The sequence below is a fragment of the Collinsella aerofaciens genome (genome assembly GCF_015546965.1).
Lineage (GTDB): Bacteria > Actinomycetota > Coriobacteriia > Coriobacteriales > Coriobacteriaceae > Collinsella > Collinsella aerofaciens_X.
On sequence record NZ_JADMUF010000012.1, the window covers coordinates 16,919 to 42,544 of the forward strand.

Here is a 25,626-nt window from a genome sequence, read left to right on the forward strand (position 1 = left end):
TATGACGGCAAGCGACACGACCGCTACGAACAAAAAGGGGACGCCGGAGCCCAGTTTCGATAAAACTGCCCAGCGCATCCTCAATCTTTTCTTTGTGCTCAACAGCTCCCCCGAACCGCTGACGACCGAGCAGATCGTCTTGGATTCTGACCTGGGATATGGCTCGGGCAACATCGACTCGGATAAGCGCAAGTTTCGGCGCGATCGTGACAAACTGCTCGAGCGTGGCATCTTAATCAAGGAGGTTCGCCCCGCCGGTGCGCAGGAGACCGAGGAAAGCTCGTGGACAATCGACCGCGAGCACACGTTTGCAGCAGGTGGCCTCATCACCGCAGACGACGCCGACATCCTACTCAACGCCATCGACCAGACGCTAGCGGCCGGCTCTTCCACCTTTGCCGCGCCGCTTGCCGATATTCGCTCCAAAATTGCCTACCTCACCGGCATGTCGGCGGTGGACGAAGCACCGATCCGCCGCTCCCCCACCGTCGATGCGGTATGGAGCGCCTTTGCCGAGCGATGCGCGCTGCGATTTTTATATCAGAACGGACGCGGCGAGCAGAAAGAACATACCGTCTGCGTCTACGGCATGTTCGAGCGCGAGGGCGTGGCGTACTTCTGCGGCCTCGACAATGCCACCGACGACATCAGGACATTCCGCTGCGACCGTATCGTTCGCGCTTGGCGTCCTTCGAAGGCCTACGCCATCCCTGCAGACTTCAATCTCAACGACTATCTGTTCTTTGAATTCGATTTCGCCGACCGACCGCCCGTTGCAGCCACGTTCTCGTTCGCCCCTCAGACGCAGATCGATATGATCAACGGCCTCACGCGCGGGCGAGGTGAGCTCGCACACACCGATGCGGGATGGACCTGGACCGTTGGCGTGCGCGATCTTGAAGCCGCCGCCTCATTTTGCATGGCCCACGCCATGGACGGCATGAGGCCCATGGCCCCCGAATCGCTCAAGCAGGCGTGGAACCACCTCATTGAAAGGACGGTGCACGAGCATGCCCGTGCGTAAACTCACCAGCGAGCAGAGACTCTCGCGCGCCATCGACATCATGGAGGCCCTCTACGCCGCCGGCGAGAACGGCATGACACGAACCGAGATTTGCAGCCGCTTTGACATCACGGGGGTGTCGCTCGACGAGATTCTCGAGATCGTCTCGACGCTCGCAGACCGAGAATCGGGCGCGCGCATCATCTGCGAATGCCGCGGCGAGCGTGTGGCCCTCACTGGTGACGCCGGGCGTGTGCTACCGTTGCGCCTGAGTACCGCCGAGGGCGCTGTGCTCAACCATGAACTTGAATCGTTGGGGATCGAGCCGCAAACGGCAGCTCGGATTCGACATGCCCTTCTACCCGAAGAGCTCGGCTATAACCAGCGCGTCTTTGACACCGTCAACCACGGGTCGCACTGGCAGCAGCTGAGCTGCGCCATTCAGGACGGTGTTCGTTGCCGCATCTCGTATCGCTCGATGGACGATGCGCGGCCACGCGAGCGTCTGGTCGACCCTTTGCGCATTACGGTAAACGGCGACCAAACATACCTGATTGCCTGGGACATCGCGGTCGATGAGCAGCGCACCTATCGCATGGATAAAATCGAGGAACTCGCCTTGACGGAAGACTCCGTCGTGCCTCACACACCGGACGTCGCATCCCTCCGCGATTCCCTTGCCCGGACGCAGCGCAGCGCAAAGCTCTTGATGCCATTCGATATGGCGGAGCATCTGGACTGGGCTGGCATCACTCTAATCGAGCACAGCGGGGCAGACATGGCAACGGTAACCGTGCATTACGGCTCTGAGCGTTGGCTACTGAGCCAGGTAATCGCAGCGGGCGGAGCCATCCGCATCTTGGATGACCCCGCCCTGTCAAAGCGCCTGTGCGATATGGCAAAAACTCTTGTCTGTCCGCTTTAGCGCCGCCGCTCGTGGCGTGCGCGCCACAGTTGCAGATAGTGACCGATCTGCGCCGATTCGATGCGCTGGCAGGAGCTCGTGGGCAGCGACGTTAAGAACTTCTTTCCGTAGCCCTTCGTCACCAGGCGCGGGTCGGCCAGAATCAGCACGCCGCAATCGGTCGACGAGCGGATAAGGCGGCCGGCCGCCTGCTTGACCTCGAGCACCGCCTCGGGCAGCGAATAGCGCGCCCAAGCGCGGTCTTCGCGCAGGTTGCGCTCGCACGAGAGCGGGTCCGTGGGACTCGAGAACGGCAGCTTGGGAATGATGACGCAGCGCAGCGTCTCGCCGCTGGCGTCGAACCCCTCCCAGAAGGCCTTAAGCGCAAAAAGCGATGAAGTCGGCTCGTTGATAAACCGATCGCGCAGGCGACGAGGAGATGAGTTGCGCTGCTGGCAGTTGAGCTCCAGACCCGCACGGGCCATCTTGGGCTCAACGCGGGCGTACAGGTCTTCCATGTCGCGCCGATTGGTGAACAGTGTGAGCACCGATCCGCCCATGGCAAGATGGGCGTCGACCAGCACGCGCTCGAGCGCCGTAAGATAGCTCTCGCGGTCACGCGGATCGGGGATATCGCCCGCAACGACTACAGCCATGTTCGAATCGAAGTCGTAGCTCGAGTCCAAGTGCAACGATGAGGATGTTGAGGCACCGATGCGATCGAGGCCGACCGCGTGGTTAAAGTGTTCAAAGCTTTTGGACACCGTCATGGTCGCCGAGGCAAAGATAGCCGTGTGAACCTCGGGCAGCCACTCGGTTGCCAAGGCCTCGCCAATGTCGATGCGCTCTGCGGTCATTGACTCTCCGCCGGCACGCAGCCTGCGATTGACCTGCAGCGAATACACGTAGTGTTCATCGGTGCCATCAATGATGAGTTTGAGGTTCTCGGCCAGCTCGTGCAGGCGGCGCGAAATATCACCCAGGTCGACAACAACCTCGGGCTTGTCGGCGGCGACGGCTTGCACCAGCGCGTCGACGCTCTTGTCAGCCTGTTCCAATGCGTCGATGGCAGTGTAGGCCGACTGCAAGAAATCATGCCAGTCGTCAGATTCGCGCAACTCGGGGCCAATCCATAGATTGGCATTGTCATAACCCCCACGGGCACGGCGACCGAGCTCGCGAACGCCATCGAACACGTCGGCGATTGCCATGCTCGCGCGCGCAACCGTCGACGTCGCCTTGGCAGTAAGGCCCAGATAGAGCGTAGAGCCCTCGGAGGTTGCCAAATCACGGGAAACCTGGCTTAGCGCGCCGGTGCTCGAGCCACCCAGGCGCTCAAACAGAACGCGTGATTCGTCCGCCGACACCACGCGCGCCCACTGACGGCGCGCCTCGCGCTCGATGGAATGAGCCTCGTCGATTACCCAATGACGAATCGGAGGTAAAATCCTGCCCTCGGCCGCGACATTGCGGAACAGCAGGGAATGGTTGGTGACCACCACATCGGCATGCGCCGCACGACGGCGAGCGCCGTGGACCAAACATTTATCAGGGAAAAACGGGCAGAGGCGACGAGCACACTCGCGCGAGGCCGTCGTAAAGTCGGGGCGGTTGACGCTGCGCCACCGAATGCCGAGCGAGTCGAGGTCGCCATCGGCTGATTGGCAGACGTACGCCATAATGACCGCGACCGCCGCGAGCGTGTCCGCCGGATCGCGCTTGGTGGTAATCTCGACCTGGCTGCGGCTCATGCGCTCAAGCTTGCGCAGGCACGGATAGTGGTCATAGCCCTTGAGAGCGCAAAATGACAGGCCACCGTCCAGTTGCTCGGCAAGTTTTGGCAGCTCATGGTACATGAGCTGGTCGGCAAGATTGTTCGATTTGGTCGCAATACCAACCGTGATGTTGTTACGGCGTGCTGCCTCGGCAAAAGGCACCAGATAGGCCATCGATTTGCCGACGCCCGTGCCCGCCTCAATTACGCGATGTGTGCCCGTGACCAGCGCATCGCGGACCTCGAGCGCCATCGCGATCTGCTCATCACGCGGCTCGTAAGTGGGATACATGCGATTGACCAGGCCACCCGGCGCATAGTCTGCCTCAATCTCCTCACGACTCGGCATCTTGAGGACCGGCAGTTCGTCGGCGTCCACCCGATCGTCGGCGCGATCGGCCTTGAGAACGTCAGCACGAGCGGCGCTGAGAGAGAAGATAGAACCAGGGTTCTGCCCCGCCAAGAATGAGAAGATAGGACGATAGGACCAAGGCACATCCGGATGCATGTCGGCTAGGCGCGCCATGAGGCCCTGGGGCAAGTCGGTGAGCGCCACGAGCAACACACGCCATACGCCACACAGGGCGTCGACGTCGGCATTGGCACGGTGTGATACCGAGTCACAGCCAAACAGATCGGCCATAAAAGACAGCTTGTGCGAGGCCAGGCGCGGAAGCGCGATGCGCGACAGCGCCAGCGAATCGATCCAAATATCGCTCACGTTGACGCCGCCTTTGACCGACTCGATAAACGAGCGATCGAACGTGGCGTTATGTGCGATCACCGGGCAACCACCGACAAAATCGGCGAGAGCGGCAACGGCCTCAACGGCCGACGGGGCATCTGCCACATCGGCATTTGTAATGCTCGTGAGCTCGGTAATCTCGGCGGGAATCAGTTGCTTGGGATGCACGAAGGTATCGAAGCGGTCGACGACCTCGCGGCCCGAAAGGCGGGCCGCCGAGATCTCGATCAGCTCATTGTCCTGCACCGAAAGACCCGTGGTCTCGGTATCGAGGACGATCACATCTTCCTCGATAAGGCCGAAGGACTGCGTTTTGGCGCGTTCGGCTAGCGTGGCATAGGAGTCGATGACAAACTGCGGCGTTCCTGACGAAACCGCGTCCTCGATTAGCATGCAATGCCCGCTCGATGAAGACCCATACGGATCAGGCTGTCACAGACCTGCGGGAACGTCATGTCGTCGGTGTGGCGGATCTCATCCGGATACAGCGACGTATCGGTCATGCCGGGAATGGTATTGGTCTCGAGGATAACGGGGCCGTCCTCGCTCACGATAAAATCGCTGCGCGAGATGCCCAGGCAACCGAGGGCCTTGTGAGCGGCACAGGCAAGCTCCTGGGCACGAGCATAGTTCTCGGGTGAAATCTGCGCCGGAATGCGATGGATGTCCGTAGGGTCGACATATTTCACGTCCAGATCGTAGAACTCGCAGTCCTCAGGCTTACGGATCTCGACAATCGGCAGGGCGCGCACGTCATCTTCACCGTATACGCCAACGGTGATCTCGGTACCCTCGATGCACTTCTCGACCAGCACTTTGTCGCCGTACTCAAACGCCTTGGCGATTGCCGCGGGCAGCTCGGAGGGCTCATGGACCAGGGAAATGCCATAGCTGGAACCGTTGACGGCCGGCTTCACAAAGCAGCGCTCGCCACAAACCTCGACGATATGATCGATATCGACTTCATCGCCCACCTCGAGCGCAAGGCCGGGGGCAATGGGAATGCCCGCCTTGGCGTACAGGAGCTTAGAGACCTCCTTGTCGGCACCGCAGGCGCTGGCAAGCACGCCCGAGGCCGTGTAGGGGATGCCCAGGGTCTCCATGGCGCCCTGCATGGCACCATCCTCGCCGCCGGCACCGTGCATGGCGATAAACGCCACGTCAAAGCCGCCGGTCGCCATGGTTACCATAAAGTCATCAGCGGCCGTGTCGAGCAGCTCCACCGAGGTGTAGCCGGCTTCCTTCAGTGCCACCACGACGTTCTTTCCCGAATTGAGCGAGATCTCGCGCTCAGCGGAATGACCGCCCGCCAAGACCGCTACGTGCATGTTCTTTAGGCTTTTACCCGGCATGGGCAGACTCCTCCTCTATAATTTCTGCAGCTGATACCATATTGTAGCGATACCCTCTACGTTTCCCCAAAATCGAAAGGCTTCCATGAATCCCAGGACTAAATCTCAGGACATTCGCGACTTGAGCCAAAACGATATTCGCGAGCTCGTGGCCGAACTTGGCCAGCCCGCCTTCCGCGCAAAGCAGCTCATCGAATGGGTCTTTGAGAAGAACGTTTGTTCGTTTGACGACATGACCAACCTTCCCAAGGCTTTCCGCGAGCAGCTTAAAGAGGCTTTTGCCTTTGACACGCCGACTGAACTCACCAAGCAGGTTTCCAAAGATGGCTCGCGCAAGTATCTGCTCGAGTACCACGACGGCGTTTCCGTCGAGACCGTCGGTATGCCCCGTCGCAACAAGCTTTCCGTCTGCGTGTCCACCCAGGCAGGCTGTGGCATGGGCTGCGCCTTTTGCGCTACCGGCCTCAACGGCCTCAAGCGTTCTCTGACCGCTCAAGAGATCGTCGACCAGGTACTTCATGTATCCAACGACTTTGGTGAGCGCGCCACGAGCGTTGTCTTTATGGGCCAGGGCGAGCCGTTTGCCAACTACGACGAGGTCCTCAAGGCGCTGCGAATTCTCAACGACCCCGACGGCATCGGTATCGGCGCTCGTCACCTCACCGTCTCTACCAGCGGCGTTATTCCCGGTATTCGCAAATTTGCCGACATCCCCGAGCAATTCACGCTTGCCGTTTCCCTGCATTCCGCCATCCAGTCGACGCGCAATAAGCTCATGCCCGGTGTTAAGAAGTACACGCTGCTTCGCCTTCACGAAGCGCTCCAGCTCTACACCGAGAAGACTGGCCGCCGCCCGACCTATGAGTATGCCATGATCGAAGGCGTCAACGATACGAATCCCGAGATGCAGGCGCTCTGCGACTTCTGCGAGGGAACGCTGTGCCACGTTAACCTCATTCAGCTTAATGACATCGAGGGCAGCCCGCTCAAGCCGTCGCCGATTCATAAGGTTGAGGATCTTCAGCGTCGTCTTGAGTCCCGTGGCATCGAGACCACGATTCGTAACTCCCGTGGTAACGATATTGACGCCGCTTGCGGACAACTGAAGCAGCGCTTCAAAGTTCAGAAGAACGCATAGGGGAGTCGCACCCTAAAACGTTTCATGTGAAACATCGAACGACCCCGGTTACAGAATATGCAACCGGGGTCGTTTCATTTATTGACCTTAATTTTGAATCTGCTGCTACCTGTCCCATTTTTTACGGCCAAAATAAGGGGTCCTTGTCTCATGAATCAGACAAGGACCCCTTAGAATATACTGAACAATTGTTAGGTACCTAATAGCCTACATTTTCCCATTGGTTGCTAACCCAACCTTGATTAATCTTGGGATTCTTCGTTACCTGAGCAGTACACATGGCAACATCTTCCGTCATAACATCCATTTTCTTTTTGGAAGTATCGACGATATCTTGCGCGCCACGAAGCAAACGACCTCGCAGTTCATCGTCTGTCGCGATCTTATAGCCAGCAAAGGCACCAGCCGCGACAGTCGTAGCCAATGCAATCGCTGTTAAAATCTTATTCCTCATCTTGGCCTCCTTGATCAAACTGAATCATTTCGCCAAGAATACGAGAGAGCTCTTCCTCGTCTTTAAACTCAATCTCAATCTTATTCTTTCCACGCGAGCTCTTCACACGCACGTTGGTATTAAAAACCTGACGAAGTACACGGGCAGCCTTTTTAAAAGATTGAGGCGTTGCAGGTCTCGGCGTCTTAGGTGTCTCTCCGGCAGAAAACAACGGAGCAAGGTTTTCTGTCGCTCTTACGGAAAGACCCTCTGCAACAACTTTCTCTGCAAGTCGAATTCGCGCGTCCTCATAGGGAACTGCAAGAATCGCACGTGCATGACCAGCAGTAAGTTTGCCCTCAAAAATCATCTGCTGAACTATTTCGGGGAGATCGAGAAGACGCAGTGAGTTTGTAATTGCAGAGCGTGACTTGCTTACCGCCTTCGACAATGCCTCCTGGGTCATACCGCTGGCATCGATGAGCTGTCGATAGCCCTTAGCCTCTTCGACTGGATTCAAATCTGAACGCTGAAGATTTTCGATAAGAGCAAGAGCTAGCATCTCTTCATCATTAACATCTTTAATGATGACAGGCAGTTCTTCAAGACCAGCAAGCTTTGACGCCTGGTAACGACGCTCGCCAGCGATGATCTCATAGCCGTTTCCATGCTTGCGAACCAAAAGCGGCTGCAAAACGCCATGTTCTTGGATTGACTCGCTCAACTCGCGAAGTTCAGTTTCGTTAAAGTGAATTCGCGGCTGATTAGGGTTGGGAACAATATCCTCAATAGGTAGCTTTGTTTCAGAGGCGGCATTTGAAGCCGACACAGCCGAACCACCGGTCTCATACTCGGCCTCTGAGACCAAAGCATTGAGTCCACGTCCCAATCCGCCACGTTTCTTTACACTAGGCACGTTTGATCACCTCTTTTGCAAGGTTCATATACGCTTTTGCACCCTTATTCTGAGGTGCATAGGTAATTACCGGTTCTCCAAAAGACGGAGCTTCGGAGATTTTAACCGTACGGGGGATCAGCGTCTTAAACGCCTTATCACCAAAGTACGATTGAACCTCCTCAACAACCTGATTCGATAGTGAAGTACGCGAGTCATACATGGTCATAAGCACTCCATAGGTGTCTAAGCCCTTGTTCAGACGTGATTTGACCATCTTCATTGACTCAAGCAGCTTTGTAACGCCTTCGAGTGCGTAATATTCGCACTGGATCGGAATCAAAACGCTGTCTGCTGCGGTCAATGCGTTGATAGTAAGCAGGCCGAGCGAAGGAGGACAGTCAATGAAAATGAAATCGAACTCGTCCTGAATCGGCTCAAGCAAATCTTTGAGGCGGGTTTCACGAGCAATTGCGCTTACGAGCTCAATTTCTGCGCCTGCAAGCTGAATTGTTGCTGGAATTACGAATACCTTTTTGCAATTTGTATCAAGAACAAGCGATTCTGCCGACACATCATTCAACAATGCATCATAGATGCAGTGATCAAGGTCTTCTTTTTCAATTCCAAATCCACTGGTGCTGTTTCCCTGTGGATCAAAATCGACAATCAGTGTCTTACGACCCTGCTCACCAAGTGCTGCTGCAAGATTTACAGCCGTCGTTGACTTACCGACGCCGCCCTTTTGATTGATGATTGCAATGATACGCGTGTCTTTTGCGCTCTTAGAACGCTTAACGTCGCGAAATCCCACGGTCCCTCCTGGTGTGTATTAAAGCTGTCAAACGGAGGATGTTTCACGTGAAACATTCCGAATCGATATCAACCGCCATGTTTCACGTGAAACACTGCAAGTTGTTAGTATCCATTATGTTTCACGTGAAACATCTAGGCAAGCGGATTCTTCTTTGCCATGCCATTTGAACGAGGCAATGAAACGGATGCTGGATGACTCTTCTTAAGAACAATGAACTCCCTGTGGCCCAGGCCCTCTGGTAAATCGATTGCGTCATTCAGAAGCGAAGAGAATCCGCAAATCTTAGCTGCTGACATGCCAGAGGCAAGCTCCTCATCAGATGGATTGCCCTTGGTGATAACAAATAGCCCTCCGTCCTTGAGGAACGGAGCTGCATACTCAACAAGAATCGGTAGAGGGGCCAGTGCGCGGGCGGTTACGACAGAGAACTGCTTCTTATGACTTCGAGCATATTCTTCAAGACGATCATGAACCGCATGAGCATGTTTCAATCCAAGAGCATGGACAAAGGAATTGACAGCATCAACCTTCTTGCCAACAGAGTCAATATAAGTAGCTTTACGATGCGTGGCTATGGTTAACGGAATACCAGGGAAGCCCGCACCTGTACCCATATCGAGCAAAGCTCCCTCAGGAGCCTTATTGATATAGGGGAGTAAAACAAGTGAGTCGAGGATATGAAGTACTGCAGCATCTTCTACGTTGAGAATACGGGTGAGATTGGTTGTCTTATTTGTTTCCAAAACCAAATCCAAATGCTTAATACATTTCCTCAGCTCAACATCAGTTACGCTCAAGGAATACTCTTTGCAATAGGAAGTTAGGCGACTCAACATCTCGTCAGCCTGCTGATCAGTAAGTACTAACAACGAAAGCTCCTTTCTGACAAAAATCAGTGTATCGAGAACTTTTGACAAAAAAAGGGGACGTGGAAACCACGTCCCCTTAGCATAAGCTCGAGTAGATTATCGAGCAACAATCACCACATGGCGATCAGGGTCAGAACCCTCAGAATGAGTATCGACGGCATCATTGCCACGAAGTGCAATGTGAACCAGTCGGCGCTCATAGGCATTCATGGGCGGAAGCGAAACACTCTTATGAGTGCGGATGGCACGCTCGGCAGCAGACTGAGCCATGGAGGCAACCTTGTCCTGACGGCGGCTCTTGTATCCCTCGACGTCCACTACAACCGGATACCTAAAGCCAAGCTTGCGGCTCACCAGCAAAGAGAACATAACCTGAAGGGCATCAAGGGTGCGACCATGACGGCCAATGAGAACGGCAAGATCGGGAGCCGTTACATCCAAAATCAGCTCACCCTCGTCACCCTCATACTCATCGATAGGAGAGTTGGCGGCATCGAAGTGCGAAAGGATGGAACGCAGGATGGAAATCGCAACATCGGCAATGGTGTCGAGCTCCTCATCGGTCAGCTCTTCACCAGCCTTGTAGCGCTGTGCAATCTCGGGATAATCGCCCGCGACCTGCGGGGCAACCTCCTCAAGCATATCCTCGATGATCTCTTCAGACATAACGTGCTCCAAAAGTTAGGTACCTAAATAAGATTGATATCCCGCTACTTCTTCTTGTGCGGGCGCGGCTTCTTCTCGCGACGAGTGACCTCAACCTGCAGCGGCGCGTTCTTAAGACGCTCCTCCTCATCGGCCTTCGCCTTGTCGATGACCTTCTGCGTCACAAAAATCTGCTGGATAACCTGCCAAGCAGACGAGACGTCGTAGTACAGCAGAACACCAACGGGAAGGCTCCAGCCCATCCAAAGCATCATGACCGTCATGACAACGGCCATCATACGCATGCTCTGAGCCTGCTGGCCGGTCTGGTTGCGCGACATATAGAGCTGCGGAATCAGGGTCAGAACGGCGAACAGGATCAGGCAGACCAGCGCAGGCAGTGCAACCATAAAGCCATCGGCAAAGGAAGCGCTCGGCGTGGTGGTCAGGTCGGGCAGGATGTTGAAGAACGAGAACGTGCCCTCGTTAAAGTACTGCGGCAGGTTACGCAGCAGCGTAAACAGGGCAAACAGGATAGGCATCTGAATCAGGAGCGGTAGGCAGCCGGACAGCGGATTGAACTTGTTCTCGCTGTAGAACTTCTGCATCTCCTCGGCCTGACGCTGAGGATCGTCGGCATAGCGCTCCTGGATCTCGAGCATCTTGGGCTGCAGCACCTGCATGCGAGCCGTCGACTTGGTCGACTTGAGCATGAGCGGCGTCAGCAGCAGACGGATGATGACCACCAGGATGATGATGGACAGGCCCCAGTCGACCGCAAAGGTCTGGATGAGCTTGAGCAGCTCGAAAAGGATGTTAACGATCCAATCCCACATGTAAGTTTTCCTCCGATAGCGAGTGCCCGCTAGGGCACAGGGTCATAACCGCCGACGTGCAGGGGATTGCAGCGAGCGATGCGCCTCACGGCAAGCCAGCAGCCTCTCAAAACACCGTACTTCTCAATCGCCTGGACGGCGTATTGCGAGCACGTTGGGTAATAAATGCAGGCGTCAGGCAATAAGGGCGAAATAACCTGTTGATATATGCGAATAGGAGCGATGGCAACACGTCGCAAAACGTGATTGCTCATCGCTCCTCCCCGGCAACGCCGGCGCGTTTAATAAGCGAACGCAACGCCTTGTCCATCTCCTGCGGCGAGGAAACCCTCGTCTTGGGAGTTGCGAACAAGATGATGTCATAACCCGCAACGGGAAATCCACAGCTGCGGGCGGCCTCGCGCATCACACGCTTAGATCGGTTGCGCACGACAGCACAACCGAGTCGTTTAGCACCAACGAAGGCGACCCTTCCGGAGTCGCCTTCGCCAACCGATTCACATATGGTCATTCGAATCAGAGGGTGATTGAAACGACGCCCCTGACTGAACACATGCTCGAAATCTTGCCGAGACTTAATAGTCTTCATGCGAGATGTGTGTATCGCTGCTAGACAGTGAGACGCTTGCGGCCCTTGGCGCGACGACGGGCGAGCACGGCACGACCACCCTTAGTGGCCATACGGGCACGGAAGCCATGGGTCTTGGCACGCTTACGCTTATTAGGCTGATACGTACGCTTCATCTTAAGTTCCTCCTGCTGCATTTCGAGTGTCCGCGGGGACGCGGACGCAGATATAGACACGTGAGCTTGAAGATTGTAGGGAAATCAATGTTCAAATGTCAAGAAATCAAAGGTAAAAGGTTGCGCAGTTCACACGGTTCCCCCATAAGCCAAGCTCGATTTAGCGGTGCATGGCAACTTTTCACGATATTTCATCGAGTTTTCAACAGGTCATGTTGGCAATGTTGAGAACTTTTCGCCCGTTTTCCAAAGTTTTCAACAGGTTTTGAAAAGTTGTCGAAAGATGAGAAACATTGCACGGTGAGCTACTATTTGTTCGAAACCTTTTGGAAGATTGCGAGCGGCATGTCTGACGACTTTTACACCATGGTCGATTCCGGAGACCCGGCACCCGACAACGAGCACATCACCGGCGTGCGCGAAGAGCGTGCGGAAGGCGAGCAGACGACCACGCAGGCGCCAAAAGCCATGTACGCCGCGCGCATCGCCGTCTATGACGACATGCTGTCGACACCGCGTGTGATTGTCATTGATCCGCAAGATGTCCGCACGTATTTGGAAGAGACGACCAACACCGTCTACCAGTGCATGAAAGAACAAGGTGGCCATATCTCGCTCATGGTCATCCGCGAGATTGTCGAAAACTTTATCCACGCGCACTTTGCCGAGCCCATCATCTCGATCCTGGACGGCGGAGACACCATCCGCTTTGCTGATCAAGGACCCGGCATCGACGACAAGGAACGCGCTTTCGACTTTGGCGTTACCAGCGCAAACAGCAAGATGAAGCGCTATATCCGTGGAACCGGAGCAGGGTTTCCCATGGTGCAGGAGTATTTGGAAAACGCCGGCGGTGCCGTATCCATCGAGGACAACATGGGCAACGGCACCGTGGTAACGGTAAGCCTGAACCCTAAACGCGTGCAGGAAATCGAGCGTGCCGGCGGACGCGGTGCTGCCGTGCGGCCCGAGACGGAGCACCCCACATATCCCCTGCCGGGAGCTTTTGCGCAGCAGCCCATGGCAACGCAGCAGATGCAGCCCCCCGTGGGACAGATGCAGCAGCCCGGAATGCTTCCTACACAAGAGCCCCAGGCGACATCGATGTCGATGCCGCCAAACATGCCAGAGACCATGCCGCTGGCGGATCAGGATGCAGCAGCAATGCAGCAGGCGACGGGAGCACCGGGTGGCCAGCAAATGGGCTATCAGCCGTACCAACAGGGATATCCATATCAGCAGATGCCGCCACTGGGGTATGGCCAGCAGTTCCCGCAGCAGTACCAGCAGGGATATCAGCAGCCGTACCGGCAGATGCCGCAGCAGCAGTACAACCCTTGGGCCCAGCAGATGCCTCCGCAGCCTTACCAACAGTGGCCTCAAAGTTTTCAACAGCAAATGCCGCCGATGCAGAGTTCTCAACAACCAGCAGCTCAAATGATGTATCCTAATGCAGCAAATCAGTATGCGCAGCCACAACCGGACGTGTTCGTAAGCGATCGCGGCAACGCCGCGCTAGGCTATCTGGCGCAAAATCAAGCGTGCGGTGCAACCGATCTGGCGAGGGCGTTTGGAAACTCGGCCCCCACTTGGTCACGCACGCTCAATGACTTGGCGCAGGCCGGCTTGGTCATCAAGCATGGCCAGAAATACCATCTGACCGAACTCGGCGCCGCTCGCGTGCGAGCTCAGAGCTAAAGAACGGGAGAGACAGTGGACGAGGAAGCAAGCATCATCCTGGGGGATGCCATCGCCTTTTGTCAGCGCGACGGCCAAGATGCACGCCTCATCAACATGCTGGGGCAATCGCGCGCCATAAGCCTGACCGAAGATACGCTCACGATCGAGGCCCCCTCGCGCTTTGCCATCGCGCAGCTCAAAAAGCATCAGCCGACTATTGAGGCCTATCTGGAAGAAATCGCCTTTGCACCGATTGCGCTCGACATCGTGGCACCGCAAGGCGCCGCGACGGAATCCGCTGCCGCGACGGCGGCCGCCGCGGCTCCCGCTGCTTCCCCGGCGGTGTCGGCCTCCGCAGGCGACGTGCCGACAATCGAGCACCAGCACAGCGATGTTTCCCGTGAAACCATGGCACCGTTGCCGACCGCGGCGGCGACGCCAGCGAACGCACCCGTCACGCACATGCCAATCGCTCACGACGCAGCGGCGAGCGCGGATTCGGGCATTGCAATCAAGAACACACTCTCGGCCGATGATTTTCGTCGCATGATGAACCAGATGAAGGGCGGAGCGCCGACTAAATCAACGCAAGCTGCGACCCCCGCTTCACCCATGCCAGCACCGACCGTGCCGGCTGAGCAGAATACGGATGGAGCCCCGCTCGCCGCGAACTCAAAATTTACCTTTGAGAACTTTGTCTACGGCCCCGAGAACAGTCATGCCTATCGCTCGGCACTCAAGTTTGCCGCCCTCGCGGACGAGCGCGGCACATGCACATCGCTGTTCATCTACGGCAAATCGGGCCTGGGCAAGACGCACCTACTGCTTGCCATCAAAAACGAGCTCGCCGAGAAGTCGCCCGAGATCAAGGTCAAGTATGCCAACTCCCAGGCATATCTGGACGACCTGATGACCGAGTTCGACCGCCAAAAGAAGAGCAACGCCCCCATCATGCAGGCGTACCACGGCGTGGACGTGCTCATCATCGATGACATCCAAAACATCATCGGCAAGCGCGCGAGCGTGGACTACTTTTTCCAGCTCATGGACGAGTTCATCCGCAACAACAAGAAGGTCGTCATCGCGGCAGACCGTGCCCCCAAGGACCTGAGCATGGACGAGCGTCTGACCAGCCGCTTCAACGCCGGCATGCTCTGCCTGGTCGCAGAGCCCAGCTACGAGATGAAATACAAGATCTTGCAGCGCTATTACGAGAACACCATCGTCGCCGCTCCCGAGGCAGGCGACGACTCGCTGCTGGCGGCCTATGGGGGCGACGGCGGACACCTGACCGACGAGCACTTTAAACACATGGCCGAGGTCTCGGGCACCAACATCCGCGAACTCGAGAGCTTTTGCGAGCGCTGCGCCGGCGAGGCGGGCGACCGCGAGCGCGAGGGCGGGGAGCTCACCTTTGACGATATCGACGCCATCGCCAGCCAGTACTTCGACACATCGGCCAAAAAGATCAACGTGCAAACGGTTCAGTCCGTCATTGAAGAGCAGTACGGCGTGACGCACGAGGAGCTCATCGGCCCGCGACGCAACGCCAATATCGCCAAGGCACGCCACATTGCCATCTATCTGGCCATCGAGATGTGCGAGATGACGACCACGGCGGTGGGCGCCGAATTTGGCAACCGCAACCACTCGACCGTCAGCACGAGCTACAAAAAGGTTCAGAAGATGATCCAGGAAGACCGCACCGTCACCGAAGATCTCAAATCGTTGCGCGATAAAATTACACTGCGCTCGTAGGGAAATAGAGACACCTGTTGAAAACTTGTCAAAACCACGGGCATAAGGTGTCTAAAACCCAACCCGCGGTGATGAAAAGTTTTGCGCAGGTTTTGAACGTGGAAAACCACCCCTGTTGCACACAGGTTGCTGTCGATTCTCTTTCTGGGTCTGACCTGCGTCTCTGGGAGTAATCAACAGTTTCGTCAGTGCTATTACTATTATTAAGATATTTATATCTATAGAAAGGTATTAAAAGATGAAGTTCACCGTCAGCCAGAGCTCGCTTACACAAGCCATCGGCGTCGTTATGAAGGGTGTCGCTTCGGCATCCACCCTTCCCATCCTGTCGGGCGTGCTCGTCAAGGCGCAAGACGGCATCTTGGAATTCCAGACCTCTAACTACACCATCTCGATCCGTCATCGCATCGCGGCGCATGTCGAAGAAGAGGGTGAGATGGTTATCCCCTGTAAGATGCTCTCCAATATCACCAAGACTCTCCCCGATGCCCCGGTCACCTTTGAGCTGTCCGAGCGCCAGGTGCTGATCAGTTGCGAGAAGAGCTCGTTCCGCCTGAACACGCTCGATGCCAATGACTTCCCTGAGTTTCCGGCCTATGCCATCGAGAGTGCCGTGGAGCTGCCGACCGATATCTTGTCCGAGATGGTCGGCCGCGTGTGGCGCGTCACCTCGACCGACAAGGCCCGCCCCATCCTGGGCGGCGTGCACATGAAGGTCGAGAACAACACCGTTCGCCTGGTGGCGACCGATTCCTTCCGCTTGGCCGTGTGCGATACGCAGGTCGAGACCTCGACCCTCGAGGGCTCCTTTGAGCTCAACGTTCCGGCCGACGCCTTTAACGACGCGCTGAACATCATGGCCAGCCAGGCGACCATCATGATCGGGGCTACCGACACCCAGGTCGTCTTCGAGGCCGGCAACACCACCTACGTGTCGCGCCGCATCGAGGGCGTGTACCCCAACTACAAGCAGCTCATCCCCGATTCGTGCGTGACGAGCGTCAAGATCGACGTCGCCGCCTTTAACGCCGCCCTCAAGCGCGTGGCCGTTATCGCGAGCGCCAACCCCGCCGTCAAGTTCGAGATCGATGTCGAGAACGGGCAGATGGGTCTGTCCTCCATTTCCAATGACCAGGACCTTGCGCAGGAGACAATCGATGTCGAGGCCGAGGGCGAGTCGGGCACCATCGCCTTCAACTACCACTACATCTTCGGGTGCCTCAATGCTCTGTCCAAGGAGAAGGAGATCACGCTGGAGCTCAAGAGCTACTCGCAGGCGGGCATCTTCAAGTCCTACGACAAGATCAACTACCTGTACCTGGTCATGCCGGTCCGCATCTAGCGCTGCGCCATGACCATGTTCGCCCGCGATCTTTCCGTCGCGCACTACCGCAGCTTCGATAGTTATCGCCTTGCCCTGGACGAGGGCGTGACGATACTTGCGGGACCCAACGCGGCGGGAAAGACCAATCTCATAGAGGCGCTGCAGCTGCTGACGAGCGGCGCCTCGTTTAGGCATCCGACCGCAGCCGAGCTCGTCCATGACGGCGTGGGCTCGTGCAAGGCCGAGCTGAGGCTCGAGGGCGACGGCCGCGTGCTTGATATGGGATTGAACGCGGAGGACGGTAAGCGCTCGTTTAGCCGCAACGGCAAGAGATGTTCTGCCGCCGGTGTGCGCGGGGTTCTGCCGAGCGTGCTGTTTTGCCCCGACCATCTGGACATGGTTAAGCGAGGCGCCAGTGTGCGCCGCGCCGCCCTCGATGACTTTGGCATGCAACTGAGCGCACGCTATGCCGATCTTGCGAGCACCTATGGGCGCTGCGTGACCCAGCGTAACGCCTTGCTCAAGGAGACCTGGTGCTGCCGCGAGATGCTCGGCGCGTGGAACGATTCGATTGCCCGCGCGGGCTCGGCCCTGCTTGTGCACCGGTTGGCTCTGCTCGACCGGCTGGCGGGCCATGTGCACACTGCCTACGGGCAAGTGGCATCCGGTGAGGCTGCCAACGTGACCTATACGTCCACGCTGGGGGATTTGCCCCAGGTCGATGATCGCGAAGAGCTGAAGGGCTGGGCGTACGAGCGCATGCTGGCTGCCCTTGATGAGCACGCCGACGAGGAAATTCGCCGCGGCGTGACGTTGGTGGGACCGCATCGCGATGAGATTGAGTTTACCGTGGCGGGTCGCTCCGCCCGTTCATTTGCCAGCCAAGGTCAGCAGCGAACGTTGGTTCTGGCCTGGAAGGTGGCGGAGGTGGCCGTGGCTCGCGATGTCCTGGGCACCGCCCCATTGCTGCTTTTGGACGACGTGATGAGCGAACTCGACGGCGAACGCCGCGGTGCTTTCCTGCGGCTGATCGGCGATGATATCCAGACGGTCATAACCACGACCAACCTGGGGTACTTTACCGATGACCTGCTTGATCGAGCCAAGGTGGTGAGCATGGGTGAGACGTGCTAATTACGAGCGCGAGAGCGAAACGGTTGCCTTCAGTGGATTTTTGAACGCAGAGCGTCAGCGCATCCTGGCGGCCGCGACACCTGAGCGCCGCGCGCAGATGGAGGCTGCCGGGGAGTCGCGCGCGGTCTATCGCGCGTGGAACGCGGTGTGCTCGGGCACGCGCGAGGGGCGGCATGTGACGGGCTTGCGCTACCTGCCCGAGTCCAATGAGCTGCTGGTATATCTCGATTCGCCCTCGTGGACGCAGGAAATGACGCTGTTGCGCGAGATCATTCGCGCGCGCATGGAGCGCGCCGGTGCGCATGTGGACGGCCTGGTGTTCAAAACCACCGCGCCCGGTCACACGCCGCCCGCCGCCAAGGAGCGCCTGCGCCCGGCGACGACCGAGCGCCCGTCGGCCCCGCACGCCGACCTAAGTGAGGCCGAGTGCACCGAGATTGAGTGCCAAGTGGCGCCCATCGAAGACCAAAAACTGCGCGAGGCCCTCGAGAATGCCATGAGAGCCAGTGCCGAGTGGGCCAAGGGCGTGCAAAGCAAAAAAGAGCCTTAAATCGCATCTGGTGGCCTTGTAGAGCCAAATACCCTCGTTCCCGAGGGTATTTTTTTACGATAAACTAGTAAGGCTGTACACATTTTCTTGACTGAAGGAGGACGTGTGGCAAACGAAAACGATTACGATGGCGGCGAGATTAAGATTCTCGAAGGTCTCGAGGCCGTTCGTAAGCGCCCGGGCATGTATATCGGCTCGACGAGCGCCAGCGGTCTGCATCACCTGGTGTGGGAGATCGTTGACAACTCCGTCGACGAGGCCATGGCCGGTTTCTGCACCGAGATCCAGGTGACGGTCCACGCCGACAACTCCATCACGGTCGTCGACAACGGGCGCGGCATCCCCGTTGACGAGCACCCTGTTAAAAAGATCCCGACGCTCGAGGTCGTCATGACGATCTTGCACGCCGGCGGTAAGTTCGATAACTCGGCCTATAAGGTTTCGGGCGGCCTGCACGGCGTTGGTATCTCCGTCGTCAACGCACTGTCCAAGCGCGTGGTCGTTCAGGTTCGTCGCGACGGCAGCACCTACGAGATGGAGTTCTCGCGCGGCAAGACCGTTAAGAAGATGGAGGTCGTGGGCACCTCGGATTCGACGGGCACCACCGTCACCTTCTGGCCCGACGACGAGATCTTCGAGACATGCATCTACGATTTCGATACGCTGCACAACCGTCTGCAGGAGACGGCGTTCCTCAATAAGAACCTCAAAATCGTGCTGACCGACGAGCGCGAGGCGACTCCCCATGTGGAGGAGTTTTGCTACGAGGGCGGCATCATCGACTTCGTCAAGTTCCTCAACGAGGGCAAGGACGTCCCCGAGGCCTTTAAGGAGCCCATCTACATCGAGGGCAAATCGGACCCGGACGCGCCTGTGACCAAGATGGGCGAGGTTGAGGTTTCCCTGCAGTGGAATAGCGGTTACGGCGAGAACGTCATGTCGTTTGCCAACGACATCTACACCCCCGAGGGCGGCATGCACCTTGAGGGCTTCCGCACCGCGCTCACCCGTGTGATCAACGACTACGCGCGCAAACAGAACCTGCTCAAGGAAAAAGACGCCAACCTGACCGGCGACGATGTGCGCGAGGGCCTTTCGGCCGTTATTTCGGTCAAGCTGCCCGACCCGCAATTTGAGGGCCAGACCAAGGCCAAGCTCGGCAGCTCCTATATGCGCGCGCTGACGCTCAAGATCGTGACCGACGGACTTGCCGATTACTTGGAGGAGCACCCTAAGCCCGCTCGCGAGATCGTCAAGAAGGCGCAGCAGGCCTGCAAGGCGCGCAATGCCGCCCGCAAGGCGCGCGAGGCGACCCGCCGCAAGAGCCTGCTCGAGACGGCGTCCCTGCCCGGTAAGCTCGCCGACTGCTCGGTGCGCGATGCCGAGCTCACCGAGCTCTTCATCGTAGAGGGCGACTCGGCAGGCGGTTCGGCCAAGGACGGCCGTCGCCGAGACATCCAGGCGATTCTGCCCCTGCGCGGCAAGATTTTGAACGTCGAACGCGTTGGTGACCATCGCGCGTTCTCGAGTGACACCATCCAGTCGCTGATTACCGCGATCGGTTGCGGCGTCACGACGAGTGCCGGCGACGGCGGCGACTTCGATATCACCAAGGCGCGCTACCACAAGATCATCATCATGACCGATGCAGACGTCGACGGTGCGCATATCCGCATCCTGCTACTGACGTTCTTCTACAAGTACATGCGTCCGCTGATCGATGCCGGCTACGTCTATGTTGCCTGCCCGCCCATCTTTGGCATCAAGGTGCGCAACAAGATTCACTACGTGTATCCCAACGGCCGCCAGCCCGAAGACGAGATCCTGCGCGACACTATCCAGAGCCTGGGCCTGAACCCCGACGATAACGATGAGGACGGCAAGGCCAAGGACGGCAAGATCACCAAAAAGCGCAAGGGCTATACCGTCCAGCGCTACAAGGGTCTGGGCGAGATGGACCCCAAGCAGCTTGCCTCGACGACGATGGACCCCAAGACCCGCATCCTGCAGCGCGTGTCGATTGAGGACGCCGTGGTGGCGGACCGCGCCGTGCGCGAGCTGATGGGTTCCGAGGTCGGCTATCGCCGCGAGTACATCGAAAAACATGCGCATGACGCGCGTTTCCTTGACGCTTAAGAGGAGGTAACGTGGCAGACGATATCAACAACAACGAGGGTATGGACGAGGCCGGCGATGCCGGTATGCCCGACGATCTGAAGCGCCTCCTCGCCCGTGCTGAGCAGGGCGAGGACGGCGATCCGGACGCCTATAACCCCGATGCCGATGATGATGAGGAAGAGGACGACGACGGCGAGCTCGAGGAGAGCTTTGGCGAAGTCGATCGCGGCGCCTCGGCCGGCGAGGATATCAATGGCGGCCAGCTCCAGATTTCGGAGTTCGGTCGCGAGATGAAGCAGTCGTTTATCGAGTATTCGATGTCGGTTATCACGGCGCGCGCCCTGCCGGACGTGCGCGACGGCTTAAAGCCGGTGCACCGCCGCATTCTGTACGCGATGAACGAGAGCGGCATCTACCCTAACCGCCCGCACAAGAAGTCGGCCTGGACGGTCGGCGAAGTTATCGGTAAGTACCACCCGCATGGTGACTTTGCGGTCTACGAGGCCATGGTCCGCCTGGCACAGTGGTTCTCCATGCGCACGCCGCTCATCGATGGTCATGGCAACTTCGGCAACATCGACGGCGACGGCGCGGCAGCCATGCGTTACACCGAGAGTCGCCTGGCCAAGCCCGCCATGGAACTGCTGCGTGACTTGCAGAAGGATACCGTCGACTGGCAGCCCAACTACGACGAATCGCTCGCCGAGCCCGTGGCGCTGCCTGCGCGCTTCCCCAACCTGCTGGTCAACGGCAGCCAAGGCATCGCCGTCGGCATGGCCACCAACATCGCCCCGCATAACCTCACCGAGGCGATTGAGGCTACCTGCTACCTGATCGACAACCCCGACGCCACCGTCGACGAGCTCATGCAGATCATGCCCGGTCCGGACTTCCCCACCGGCGCCATCATCATGGGCAGCGCCGGCATTAAGCAGAGCTACGAGACTGGCCGCGGCTCCATTACCGTGCGTGCCAAGGCGCATGTGGAGTCCACCAAGACCGGCCGCAGCCGCCTGGTCTTTACCGAGATTCCCTACATGGTCAACAAGGGCACCCTGCAGGAGAAGATCGCCCAGCTCGTCAACGACAAGCGCATCGAGGGCATCTCGGATATGCGCGATGAGTCCAACCAGAAGGGTATCCGCCTGGTCATCGAGCTCAAGAAGGGCGTCATTCCGCAGGTCGTGCTCAACAATCTGTATAAGTACACCTCGCTGCAGACGACCTTTGGCGCCAACAACCTGGCACTCGTCAACGGCGTTCCCAAATGCCTGAGCCTGCGCGAGATGCTGCAGCACTACATTGACCACCAGGTCGACGTGGTCACCCGCCGTACCCGCTTCGACCTTAAGAAGGCCCAGGCCCGCGCGCATATCCTTGAGGGCTACTTGATGGCTCTCGACCATATCGACGAGGTCATTAGCATCATCCGCTCCTCGCAGACCGACTCCGAGGCCAGCAGCCGCTTGATCGAGCGCTTTGGCTTTACGCCCGAGCAGACCACGGCCATCCTCGAGATGAAGCTGCGCCGCCTGACCGGCCTGGAGCGCGACAAGATTCAGGAAGAGCTGGACGGCCTGCGCCGCGCCATCGCCTACTACGAGGACCTGCTGGCGCATGAGGAGAAGATCCTGGGCGTCATCAAGGAAGAGATGCGCGAGATCTCCAAGAAGTTTGGCGACAAGCGCCGCACCGAGATCAGCCAGGTTGAGAAGGACCTGGATGTCGAGGACCTCATTGCCGACGAGGATATGGTCGTGACTATCACCCACACCGGCTATGTCAAGCGCATTCCGGTGGCCGCCTACCGTGCCCAGAAGCGCGGCGGCAAGGGCGTGTCGGGCGTCAACCTCAAAGAGGACGACGTTATTGATGAGATGTTCATCGCGTCCACGCACGAGTACGTGCTGTTCTTCTCGAGCAAGGGCAAGGTCTATCGCCTGAAGGTGCACGAGCTGCCGGTGGGTACGCGCCAGGCGCGCGGTACCGCGATCGTCAACCTGCTGCCCTTCGAGGAGGGCGAGAAGATCGCGAGCGTCATCAGCTGCCGCGAGTTCCCGGCCGACGAGTACCTGATGTTTGCCACCAAGAGCGGCATGGTCAAGAAGACCGTGATGAGTGCATACGACCGCAGCCGTCGCGACGGCCTGATCGCTATCAACCTGCGTGACGACGACGCGCTGCTGAACGTGCGCCGCGTGCGCGAGGGCGACAAGATTATCCTAGCCACCACCGCGGGCAAGGCGATCATGTTCTCCGAGGAGCAGGTGCGCGCTACCGGCCGCGACACCAGCGGCGTTCGCGGTATCGGCATGAAGGACGGCGTGAGCGTTCTGGGCATGGAAGTCACTAACGGCAACGGCGATCTGTTCGTCATCACCGAGCGCGGCTACGGCAAGCGCACGCCGGTTGCGGACTACCCGGAGCAGAATCGCGGCGGCCAGGGCGTCTACACCATCCAAATGACCGAGCGTAAGGGTAACCTCGCGGCCATGAAGACGGTGGGCCCGCAGCACGAGCTGTTCATCGTGACGGAGGGCGCGACGGTCATTCGCGTCAAGACCGACGAGATCAGTCAGACCGGCCGTGCCACCCAGGGCGTCAAGATGATGACCGTCGACGACAACGACCGCATCTGCGCCGTAGCCCGCATGACGGCCGCCAAAGAGAAGCCCGAAGGCGAAGGTGCCGAGGCCGCAGCCGACACCGAAGAGGCCCCAGTCGATCTAGGCGACGGCAACGACATGCCAGAAGATCTCCTAGACGAGTAAGAGGCCCTAGCTGGTAAAAATTATCAGACCCCATATATCGGCGGTCGGCGCACCTGCGCGCCGACCGCTTTTTTGAAAACCTAGGGACCCGCGTTCGCCCCGGCCGCCCGGCGGCATATGAAGTCGATCGCGAGTTCCGCACGAGCCGGAGAGCACTTAATGTGCTCTCCGTGCGAGTCAGGACTGTCCGAGCAGGCGACTTCATATGCCGCCGGGCGGCCGGGGCGAACCCCTCCAAAGATTTTCAAAAAAGTTGTTGACGCGCGCGTAACGACTCGTCTAATATATCCCTTGCGCGATGGACCTGTAGCTCAGTTGGTTAGAGCGTCCGGCTGATAACCGGGAGGTCACAAGTTCGAATCTTGTCAGGTCCACCACTTTCTTTCGCAATAAACACCCCAGCGAGAGCCGAGTCGCCGCTGGGGTGTTTATTACTGTCTCCGTGGGGGTTTAGCTCAGCTGGGAGAGCGCGGGCTTTGCAAGCCTGAGGTCAGGGGTTCGATCCCCCTAACCTCCACCATGATGGACCTGTAGCTCAGTTGGTTAGAGCGTCCGGCTGATAACCGGGAGGTCACAAGTTCGAATCTTGTCAGGTCCACCATCAAAACTGTGAAGAGCCCTGGGGCGTTGCCTCGGGGCTTTTTTCTTGTCTGTGATAAATCTCATTTTGGTTTTGTGTGCTGTGCGAAAGATTGGGTAGTATAGCTATTCAATGCGGCGACCCTGCCGTGTGTTAACCGCTACGTACCGGAGGTGTTCCATGGTTCGTGTCGACATAGAGACCATCGTCATGGCCGCCGGTCCCGTGCCATCGCTTATCGTGCTTCGCGAGCGCTGCGGCAAGTCGGACTCGCCCGCGCCACTGCGTTCTCTTTCCATTCAGACTGGTTCGTTTGAGGCTGCTGCCATTAGCCGTGGCATCGATAGCGGCCGCGCCGAGCGCCCGATTACCCATGACCTGCTGCTCGATACTGTTAGCGCCCTGGGCGCCAAGCTCGAGCGCATCGAGATCGTTCGCGCCGAGCCGCCGGTGTTCTACGCGACGATCGTCGTACTGGCCGATGGTGACGAGCGCAAGATTGACGCCCGCCCCAGTGATGCCATTGCCCTTGCCGTGCGCAGCAATGCTCCCATGTTTGTGGAGGACGACATCATGAATCGCTTGGGCACCGTTTCTGCCCATGCCGAGGAAGTTGACGACGAGCAGGAGTTCGAGAAGTTCGACGAGTTCGTCCACACGCTCTCCCCCGATGACTTCTAAATGCGGGGCGGCCAGGATGCGGGGCGTTCGCTGATGGCCGGCGGTATGTCGGCCGAGGCGGCTGCCATTGCGCGCGAGGCCCAGATGCGCTTGGAGGCTTCTGAGGCGGCTCGCATTGCCTATGTGACGCAGGCCCGCACGCTTCGCGAACGCCGCGGCTCGTTTATCAAGATGGTTGTCATCTCCGCCCTTGTCGCGGCAATCTGCTCGCGCCTTCGTGGTACAGTTGGTGCGCTTGGGTTTTCGATTTCAACAGGCCTGGTGATCTGGGGTGTGGTCGATGCGGTAATGCTGACCAGTCAGATCAAGGTGCTCGACAAGCGCGCGATGGATATGATGCGCGCCCGCGATGCCGCTGCTAAGATCGCCGCCGAGGCGCAAGAACTGTAACGACGCCAGACTCGATGGGAAGGTCTAAAGATGGCACAGGATATGCAGGATGCCGGTAACGTCTCCGCCGAGCTCGACGCCATGGTGTGCGATCTGATCGGTGCGTTCTTGGACGACCTTGCCGCCGGCGAAAACCCCGGCGTGGTCGTGGCAATTGAGGACGCCGCTTCCAACCGTTATCTGGCGGCGCTCGATGAGGATGGCGAAGAGGCGTGCCTCGAGGCGGCCACCAACTTTATCTCCGAGCACAAGATGGGTCTTAAGGACGAGGGCCTGGGCCGTATCGCCCGCTATGCCATCGGCTATACTGGCTGCGTCGAGATTGACGGCGGCTATCACGATGCTCTGCTCGTGAGCTTCTTCGAAACCACGCTCGAGAGTGGTTTTTCGGCATATGTGCTGTATGAGGGCATGGGCGCCGGCGATGGTTTTATGTGGAGCGACCCTGAACCTGCAGGTGAGGAAACCCCTCTTATCTAAAATCG

General features: G+C 58.1%; 24 protein-coding genes and 3 tRNA genes. 16 read left to right on the forward strand and 11 right to left on the reverse strand.

The window, feature by feature from the left end:
* The first annotated feature begins 1 nt into the window (after nucleotide 1).
* Together I1M21_RS08340 and I1M21_RS08345 are read left to right on the forward strand one after the other, a co-directional pair.
* Entirely contained in the window at nucleotides 2-1,024 is a 1,023-nt protein-coding gene (locus tag I1M21_RS08340) for a helix-turn-helix transcriptional regulator (protein WP_195193219.1), read from the forward strand.
* On the forward strand, nucleotides 1,011-1,928 hold the full coding sequence (locus tag I1M21_RS08345) for a helix-turn-helix transcriptional regulator (RefSeq protein ID WP_195193220.1): 918 nt from the start codon (nucleotides 1,011-1,013) through the stop codon (nucleotides 1,926-1,928). The genes I1M21_RS08340 and I1M21_RS08345 overlap by 14 nt, the downstream gene beginning before the upstream one ends.
* Here I1M21_RS08345 and I1M21_RS08350 read toward each other — a convergent pair.
* Complete coding sequence (locus I1M21_RS08350) at nucleotides 1,925-4,819, reverse strand: helicase C-terminal domain-containing protein (protein WP_195193221.1); 2,895 nt, start codon at nucleotides 4,817-4,819, stop codon at nucleotides 1,925-1,927. The two genes, I1M21_RS08345 and I1M21_RS08350, sit on opposite strands and share 4 nt — an antisense overlap.
* Nucleotides 4,813-5,778 carry a D-alanine--D-alanine ligase family protein gene (locus tag I1M21_RS08355; RefSeq protein ID WP_195193222.1) on the reverse strand — a complete coding sequence of 322 codons (966 nt, stop codon included), beginning with the start codon at nucleotides 5,776-5,778 and terminating at the stop codon, nucleotides 4,813-4,815. The genes I1M21_RS08350 and I1M21_RS08355 overlap by 7 nt, the downstream gene beginning before the upstream one ends.
* Nucleotides 5,779-5,863: 85 nt before the next feature.
* Here I1M21_RS08355 and rlmN point away from each other — a divergent pair, with 85 nt between their 5' ends.
* Nucleotides 5,864-6,916 carry a dual-specificity RNA methyltransferase RlmN gene (gene rlmN, locus I1M21_RS08360; protein ID WP_055287295.1) on the forward strand — a complete coding sequence of 351 codons (1,053 nt, stop codon included), beginning with the start codon at nucleotides 5,864-5,866 and terminating at the stop codon, nucleotides 6,914-6,916.
* Between the two features lie 199 nt (nucleotides 6,917-7,115).
* On the opposite strand, the gene I1M21_RS08365 is transcribed toward rlmN, so the two are convergent.
* The 9 genes from I1M21_RS08365 to rpmH form a co-directional block, all read right to left on the reverse strand.
* Nucleotides 7,116-7,370: a hypothetical protein gene (locus tag I1M21_RS08365; RefSeq protein ID WP_195193223.1), complete on the reverse strand. Its 255-nt coding sequence runs from the start codon at nucleotides 7,368-7,370 to the stop codon at nucleotides 7,116-7,118.
* Complete coding sequence (locus tag I1M21_RS08370; protein WP_195193224.1) at nucleotides 7,360-8,265, reverse strand: ParB/RepB/Spo0J family partition protein; 906 nt, start codon at nucleotides 8,263-8,265, stop codon at nucleotides 7,360-7,362. The genes I1M21_RS08365 and I1M21_RS08370 overlap by 11 nt, the downstream gene beginning before the upstream one ends.
* Nucleotides 8,258-9,058 (reverse strand): ParA family protein, encoded by an 801-nt coding sequence (locus I1M21_RS08375; RefSeq protein WP_195193225.1) that lies wholly within the window; start codon nucleotides 9,056-9,058, stop codon nucleotides 8,258-8,260. Before I1M21_RS08375 ends, I1M21_RS08370 begins: the two co-directional genes overlap by 8 nt.
* A gap of 134 nt (nucleotides 9,059-9,192) precedes the next feature.
* Nucleotides 9,193-9,930, reverse strand: a complete 738-nt coding sequence (gene rsmG / locus I1M21_RS08380) for a 16S rRNA (guanine(527)-N(7))-methyltransferase RsmG (protein ID WP_229025707.1) — start codon at nucleotides 9,928-9,930, stop codon at nucleotides 9,193-9,195.
* 96 nt (nucleotides 9,931-10,026) lie between these two features.
* On the reverse strand, nucleotides 10,027-10,596 hold the full coding sequence (locus tag I1M21_RS08385) for a Jag family protein (RefSeq protein WP_022093802.1): 570 nt from the start codon (nucleotides 10,594-10,596) through the stop codon (nucleotides 10,027-10,029).
* 44 nt (nucleotides 10,597-10,640) lie between these two features.
* Nucleotides 10,641-11,411, reverse strand: coding sequence for a YidC/Oxa1 family membrane protein insertase (locus I1M21_RS08390; RefSeq protein WP_124786671.1), 771 nt, complete (start codon nucleotides 11,409-11,411; stop codon nucleotides 10,641-10,643).
* A gap of 29 nt (nucleotides 11,412-11,440) precedes the next feature.
* A complete protein-coding gene (yidD, locus tag I1M21_RS08395) occupies nucleotides 11,441-11,665 on the reverse strand; it encodes a membrane protein insertion efficiency factor YidD (RefSeq protein ID WP_022093804.1) in 225 nt (74 codons plus the stop codon).
* Nucleotides 11,662-12,000: a ribonuclease P protein component gene (gene rnpA / locus I1M21_RS08400; protein WP_195193227.1), complete on the reverse strand. Its 339-nt coding sequence runs from the start codon at nucleotides 11,998-12,000 to the stop codon at nucleotides 11,662-11,664. The genes yidD and rnpA overlap by 4 nt, the downstream gene beginning before the upstream one ends.
* Nucleotides 12,001-12,020: 20 nt before the next feature.
* Nucleotides 12,021-12,155 carry a 50S ribosomal protein L34 gene (rpmH, locus tag I1M21_RS08405; protein ID WP_019127408.1) on the reverse strand — a complete coding sequence of 45 codons (135 nt, stop codon included), beginning with the start codon at nucleotides 12,153-12,155 and terminating at the stop codon, nucleotides 12,021-12,023.
* Between the two features lie 273 nt (nucleotides 12,156-12,428).
* Between rpmH and I1M21_RS08410 the strand changes: the two genes are divergently transcribed.
* From I1M21_RS08410 to I1M21_RS08470, 13 genes are all read left to right on the forward strand, one after another.
* Nucleotides 12,429-13,853, forward strand: a complete 1,425-nt coding sequence (locus I1M21_RS08410; protein WP_229025708.1) for an ATP-binding protein — start codon at nucleotides 12,429-12,431, stop codon at nucleotides 13,851-13,853.
* A gap of 15 nt (nucleotides 13,854-13,868) precedes the next feature.
* Nucleotides 13,869-15,593 carry a DnaA ATPase domain-containing protein gene (locus I1M21_RS08415; protein WP_324248735.1) on the forward strand — a complete coding sequence of 575 codons (1,725 nt, stop codon included), beginning with the start codon at nucleotides 13,869-13,871 and terminating at the stop codon, nucleotides 15,591-15,593.
* 238 nt (nucleotides 15,594-15,831) lie between these two features.
* Nucleotides 15,832-16,935, forward strand: a complete 1,104-nt coding sequence (gene dnaN, locus I1M21_RS08420) for a DNA polymerase III subunit beta (RefSeq protein WP_006236186.1) — start codon at nucleotides 15,832-15,834, stop codon at nucleotides 16,933-16,935.
* A gap of 9 nt (nucleotides 16,936-16,944) precedes the next feature.
* Nucleotides 16,945-18,051 (forward strand): DNA replication/repair protein RecF, encoded by a 1,107-nt coding sequence (gene recF / locus I1M21_RS08425; RefSeq protein ID WP_195193228.1) that lies wholly within the window; start codon nucleotides 16,945-16,947, stop codon nucleotides 18,049-18,051.
* Nucleotides 18,038-18,601 (forward strand): DciA family protein, encoded by a 564-nt coding sequence (locus tag I1M21_RS08430; protein ID WP_271763342.1) that lies wholly within the window; start codon nucleotides 18,038-18,040, stop codon nucleotides 18,599-18,601. The genes recF and I1M21_RS08430 overlap by 14 nt, the downstream gene beginning before the upstream one ends.
* Before the next feature lie 105 nt (nucleotides 18,602-18,706).
* Complete coding sequence (gene gyrB, locus I1M21_RS08435; RefSeq protein WP_195193229.1) at nucleotides 18,707-20,737, forward strand: DNA topoisomerase (ATP-hydrolyzing) subunit B; 2,031 nt, start codon at nucleotides 18,707-18,709, stop codon at nucleotides 20,735-20,737.
* A 41-nt stretch (nucleotides 20,738-20,778) separates the two neighbouring features.
* Nucleotides 20,779-23,490 carry a DNA gyrase subunit A gene (gyrA, locus tag I1M21_RS08440; protein WP_195193241.1) on the forward strand — a complete coding sequence of 904 codons (2,712 nt, stop codon included), beginning with the start codon at nucleotides 20,779-20,781 and terminating at the stop codon, nucleotides 23,488-23,490.
* A 300-nt stretch (nucleotides 23,491-23,790) separates the two neighbouring features.
* A tRNA-Ile gene (locus I1M21_RS08445) sits at nucleotides 23,791-23,867 on the forward strand.
* A 67-nt stretch (nucleotides 23,868-23,934) separates the two neighbouring features.
* Nucleotides 23,935-24,010 (forward strand) — tRNA-Ala (locus I1M21_RS08450).
* Nucleotides 24,011-24,014: 4 nt separating this feature from the next.
* Nucleotides 24,015-24,091: transfer RNA gene (locus I1M21_RS08455), tRNA-Ile, on the forward strand.
* Nucleotides 24,092-24,250: 159 nt separating this feature from the next.
* Nucleotides 24,251-24,751 (forward strand): bifunctional nuclease family protein, encoded by a 501-nt coding sequence (locus I1M21_RS08460; protein WP_195193230.1) that lies wholly within the window; start codon nucleotides 24,251-24,253, stop codon nucleotides 24,749-24,751.
* 33 nt (nucleotides 24,752-24,784) lie between these two features.
* Nucleotides 24,785-25,141, forward strand: coding sequence for a hypothetical protein (locus I1M21_RS08465; RefSeq protein WP_195193231.1), 357 nt, complete (start codon nucleotides 24,785-24,787; stop codon nucleotides 25,139-25,141).
* Nucleotides 25,142-25,171: 30 nt separating this feature from the next.
* On the forward strand, nucleotides 25,172-25,621 hold the full coding sequence (locus tag I1M21_RS08470; protein WP_089572580.1) for a hypothetical protein: 450 nt from the start codon (nucleotides 25,172-25,174) through the stop codon (nucleotides 25,619-25,621).
* Nucleotides 25,622-25,626: the final 5 nt, after the last annotated feature.

Bases quoted from the DNA above. Each gene is read 5' to 3' on its own strand.
- rlmN (WP_055287295.1), top strand. From the start codon at position 5,864: ATGAATCCCAGGACTAAATCTCAGGACATTCGCGACTTGAGCCAAAAC.
- I1M21_RS08385 (WP_022093802.1), bottom strand. From the start codon at position 10,596: ATGTCTGAAGAGATCATCGAGGATATGCTTGAGGAGGTTGCCCCGCAG.
- I1M21_RS08355 (WP_195193222.1), bottom strand. From the start codon at position 5,778: ATGCCGGGTAAAAGCCTAAAGAACATGCACGTAGCGGTCTTGGCGGGC.
- yidD (WP_022093804.1), bottom strand. From the start codon at position 11,665: ATGAGCAATCACGTTTTGCGACGTGTTGCCATCGCTCCTATTCGCATA.
- I1M21_RS08345 (WP_195193220.1), top strand. From the start codon at position 1,011: ATGCCCGTGCGTAAACTCACCAGCGAGCAGAGACTCTCGCGCGCCATC.
- I1M21_RS08465 (WP_195193231.1), top strand. From the start codon at position 24,785: ATGGCCGGCGGTATGTCGGCCGAGGCGGCTGCCATTGCGCGCGAGGCC.
- I1M21_RS08390 (WP_124786671.1), bottom strand. From the start codon at position 11,411: ATGTGGGATTGGATCGTTAACATCCTTTTCGAGCTGCTCAAGCTCATC.
- I1M21_RS08365 (WP_195193223.1), bottom strand. From the start codon at position 7,370: ATGAGGAATAAGATTTTAACAGCGATTGCATTGGCTACGACTGTCGCG.
- I1M21_RS08460 (WP_195193230.1), top strand. From the start codon at position 24,251: ATGGTTCGTGTCGACATAGAGACCATCGTCATGGCCGCCGGTCCCGTG.
- recF (WP_195193228.1), top strand. From the start codon at position 16,945: ATGACCATGTTCGCCCGCGATCTTTCCGTCGCGCACTACCGCAGCTTC.
- I1M21_RS08350 (WP_195193221.1), bottom strand. From the start codon at position 4,819: ATGCTAATCGAGGACGCGGTTTCGTCAGGAACGCCGCAGTTTGTCATC.
- I1M21_RS08340 (WP_195193219.1), top strand. From the start codon at position 2: ATGACGGCAAGCGACACGACCGCTACGAACAAAAAGGGGACGCCGGAG.
- gyrA (WP_195193241.1), top strand. From the start codon at position 20,779: ATGGACGAGGCCGGCGATGCCGGTATGCCCGACGATCTGAAGCGCCTC.
- rnpA (WP_195193227.1), bottom strand. From the start codon at position 12,000: ATGAAGACTATTAAGTCTCGGCAAGATTTCGAGCATGTGTTCAGTCAG.
- I1M21_RS08470 (WP_089572580.1), top strand. From the start codon at position 25,172: ATGGCACAGGATATGCAGGATGCCGGTAACGTCTCCGCCGAGCTCGAC.
- dnaN (WP_006236186.1), top strand. From the start codon at position 15,832: ATGAAGTTCACCGTCAGCCAGAGCTCGCTTACACAAGCCATCGGCGTC.
- rpmH (WP_019127408.1), bottom strand. From the start codon at position 12,155: ATGAAGCGTACGTATCAGCCTAATAAGCGTAAGCGTGCCAAGACCCAT.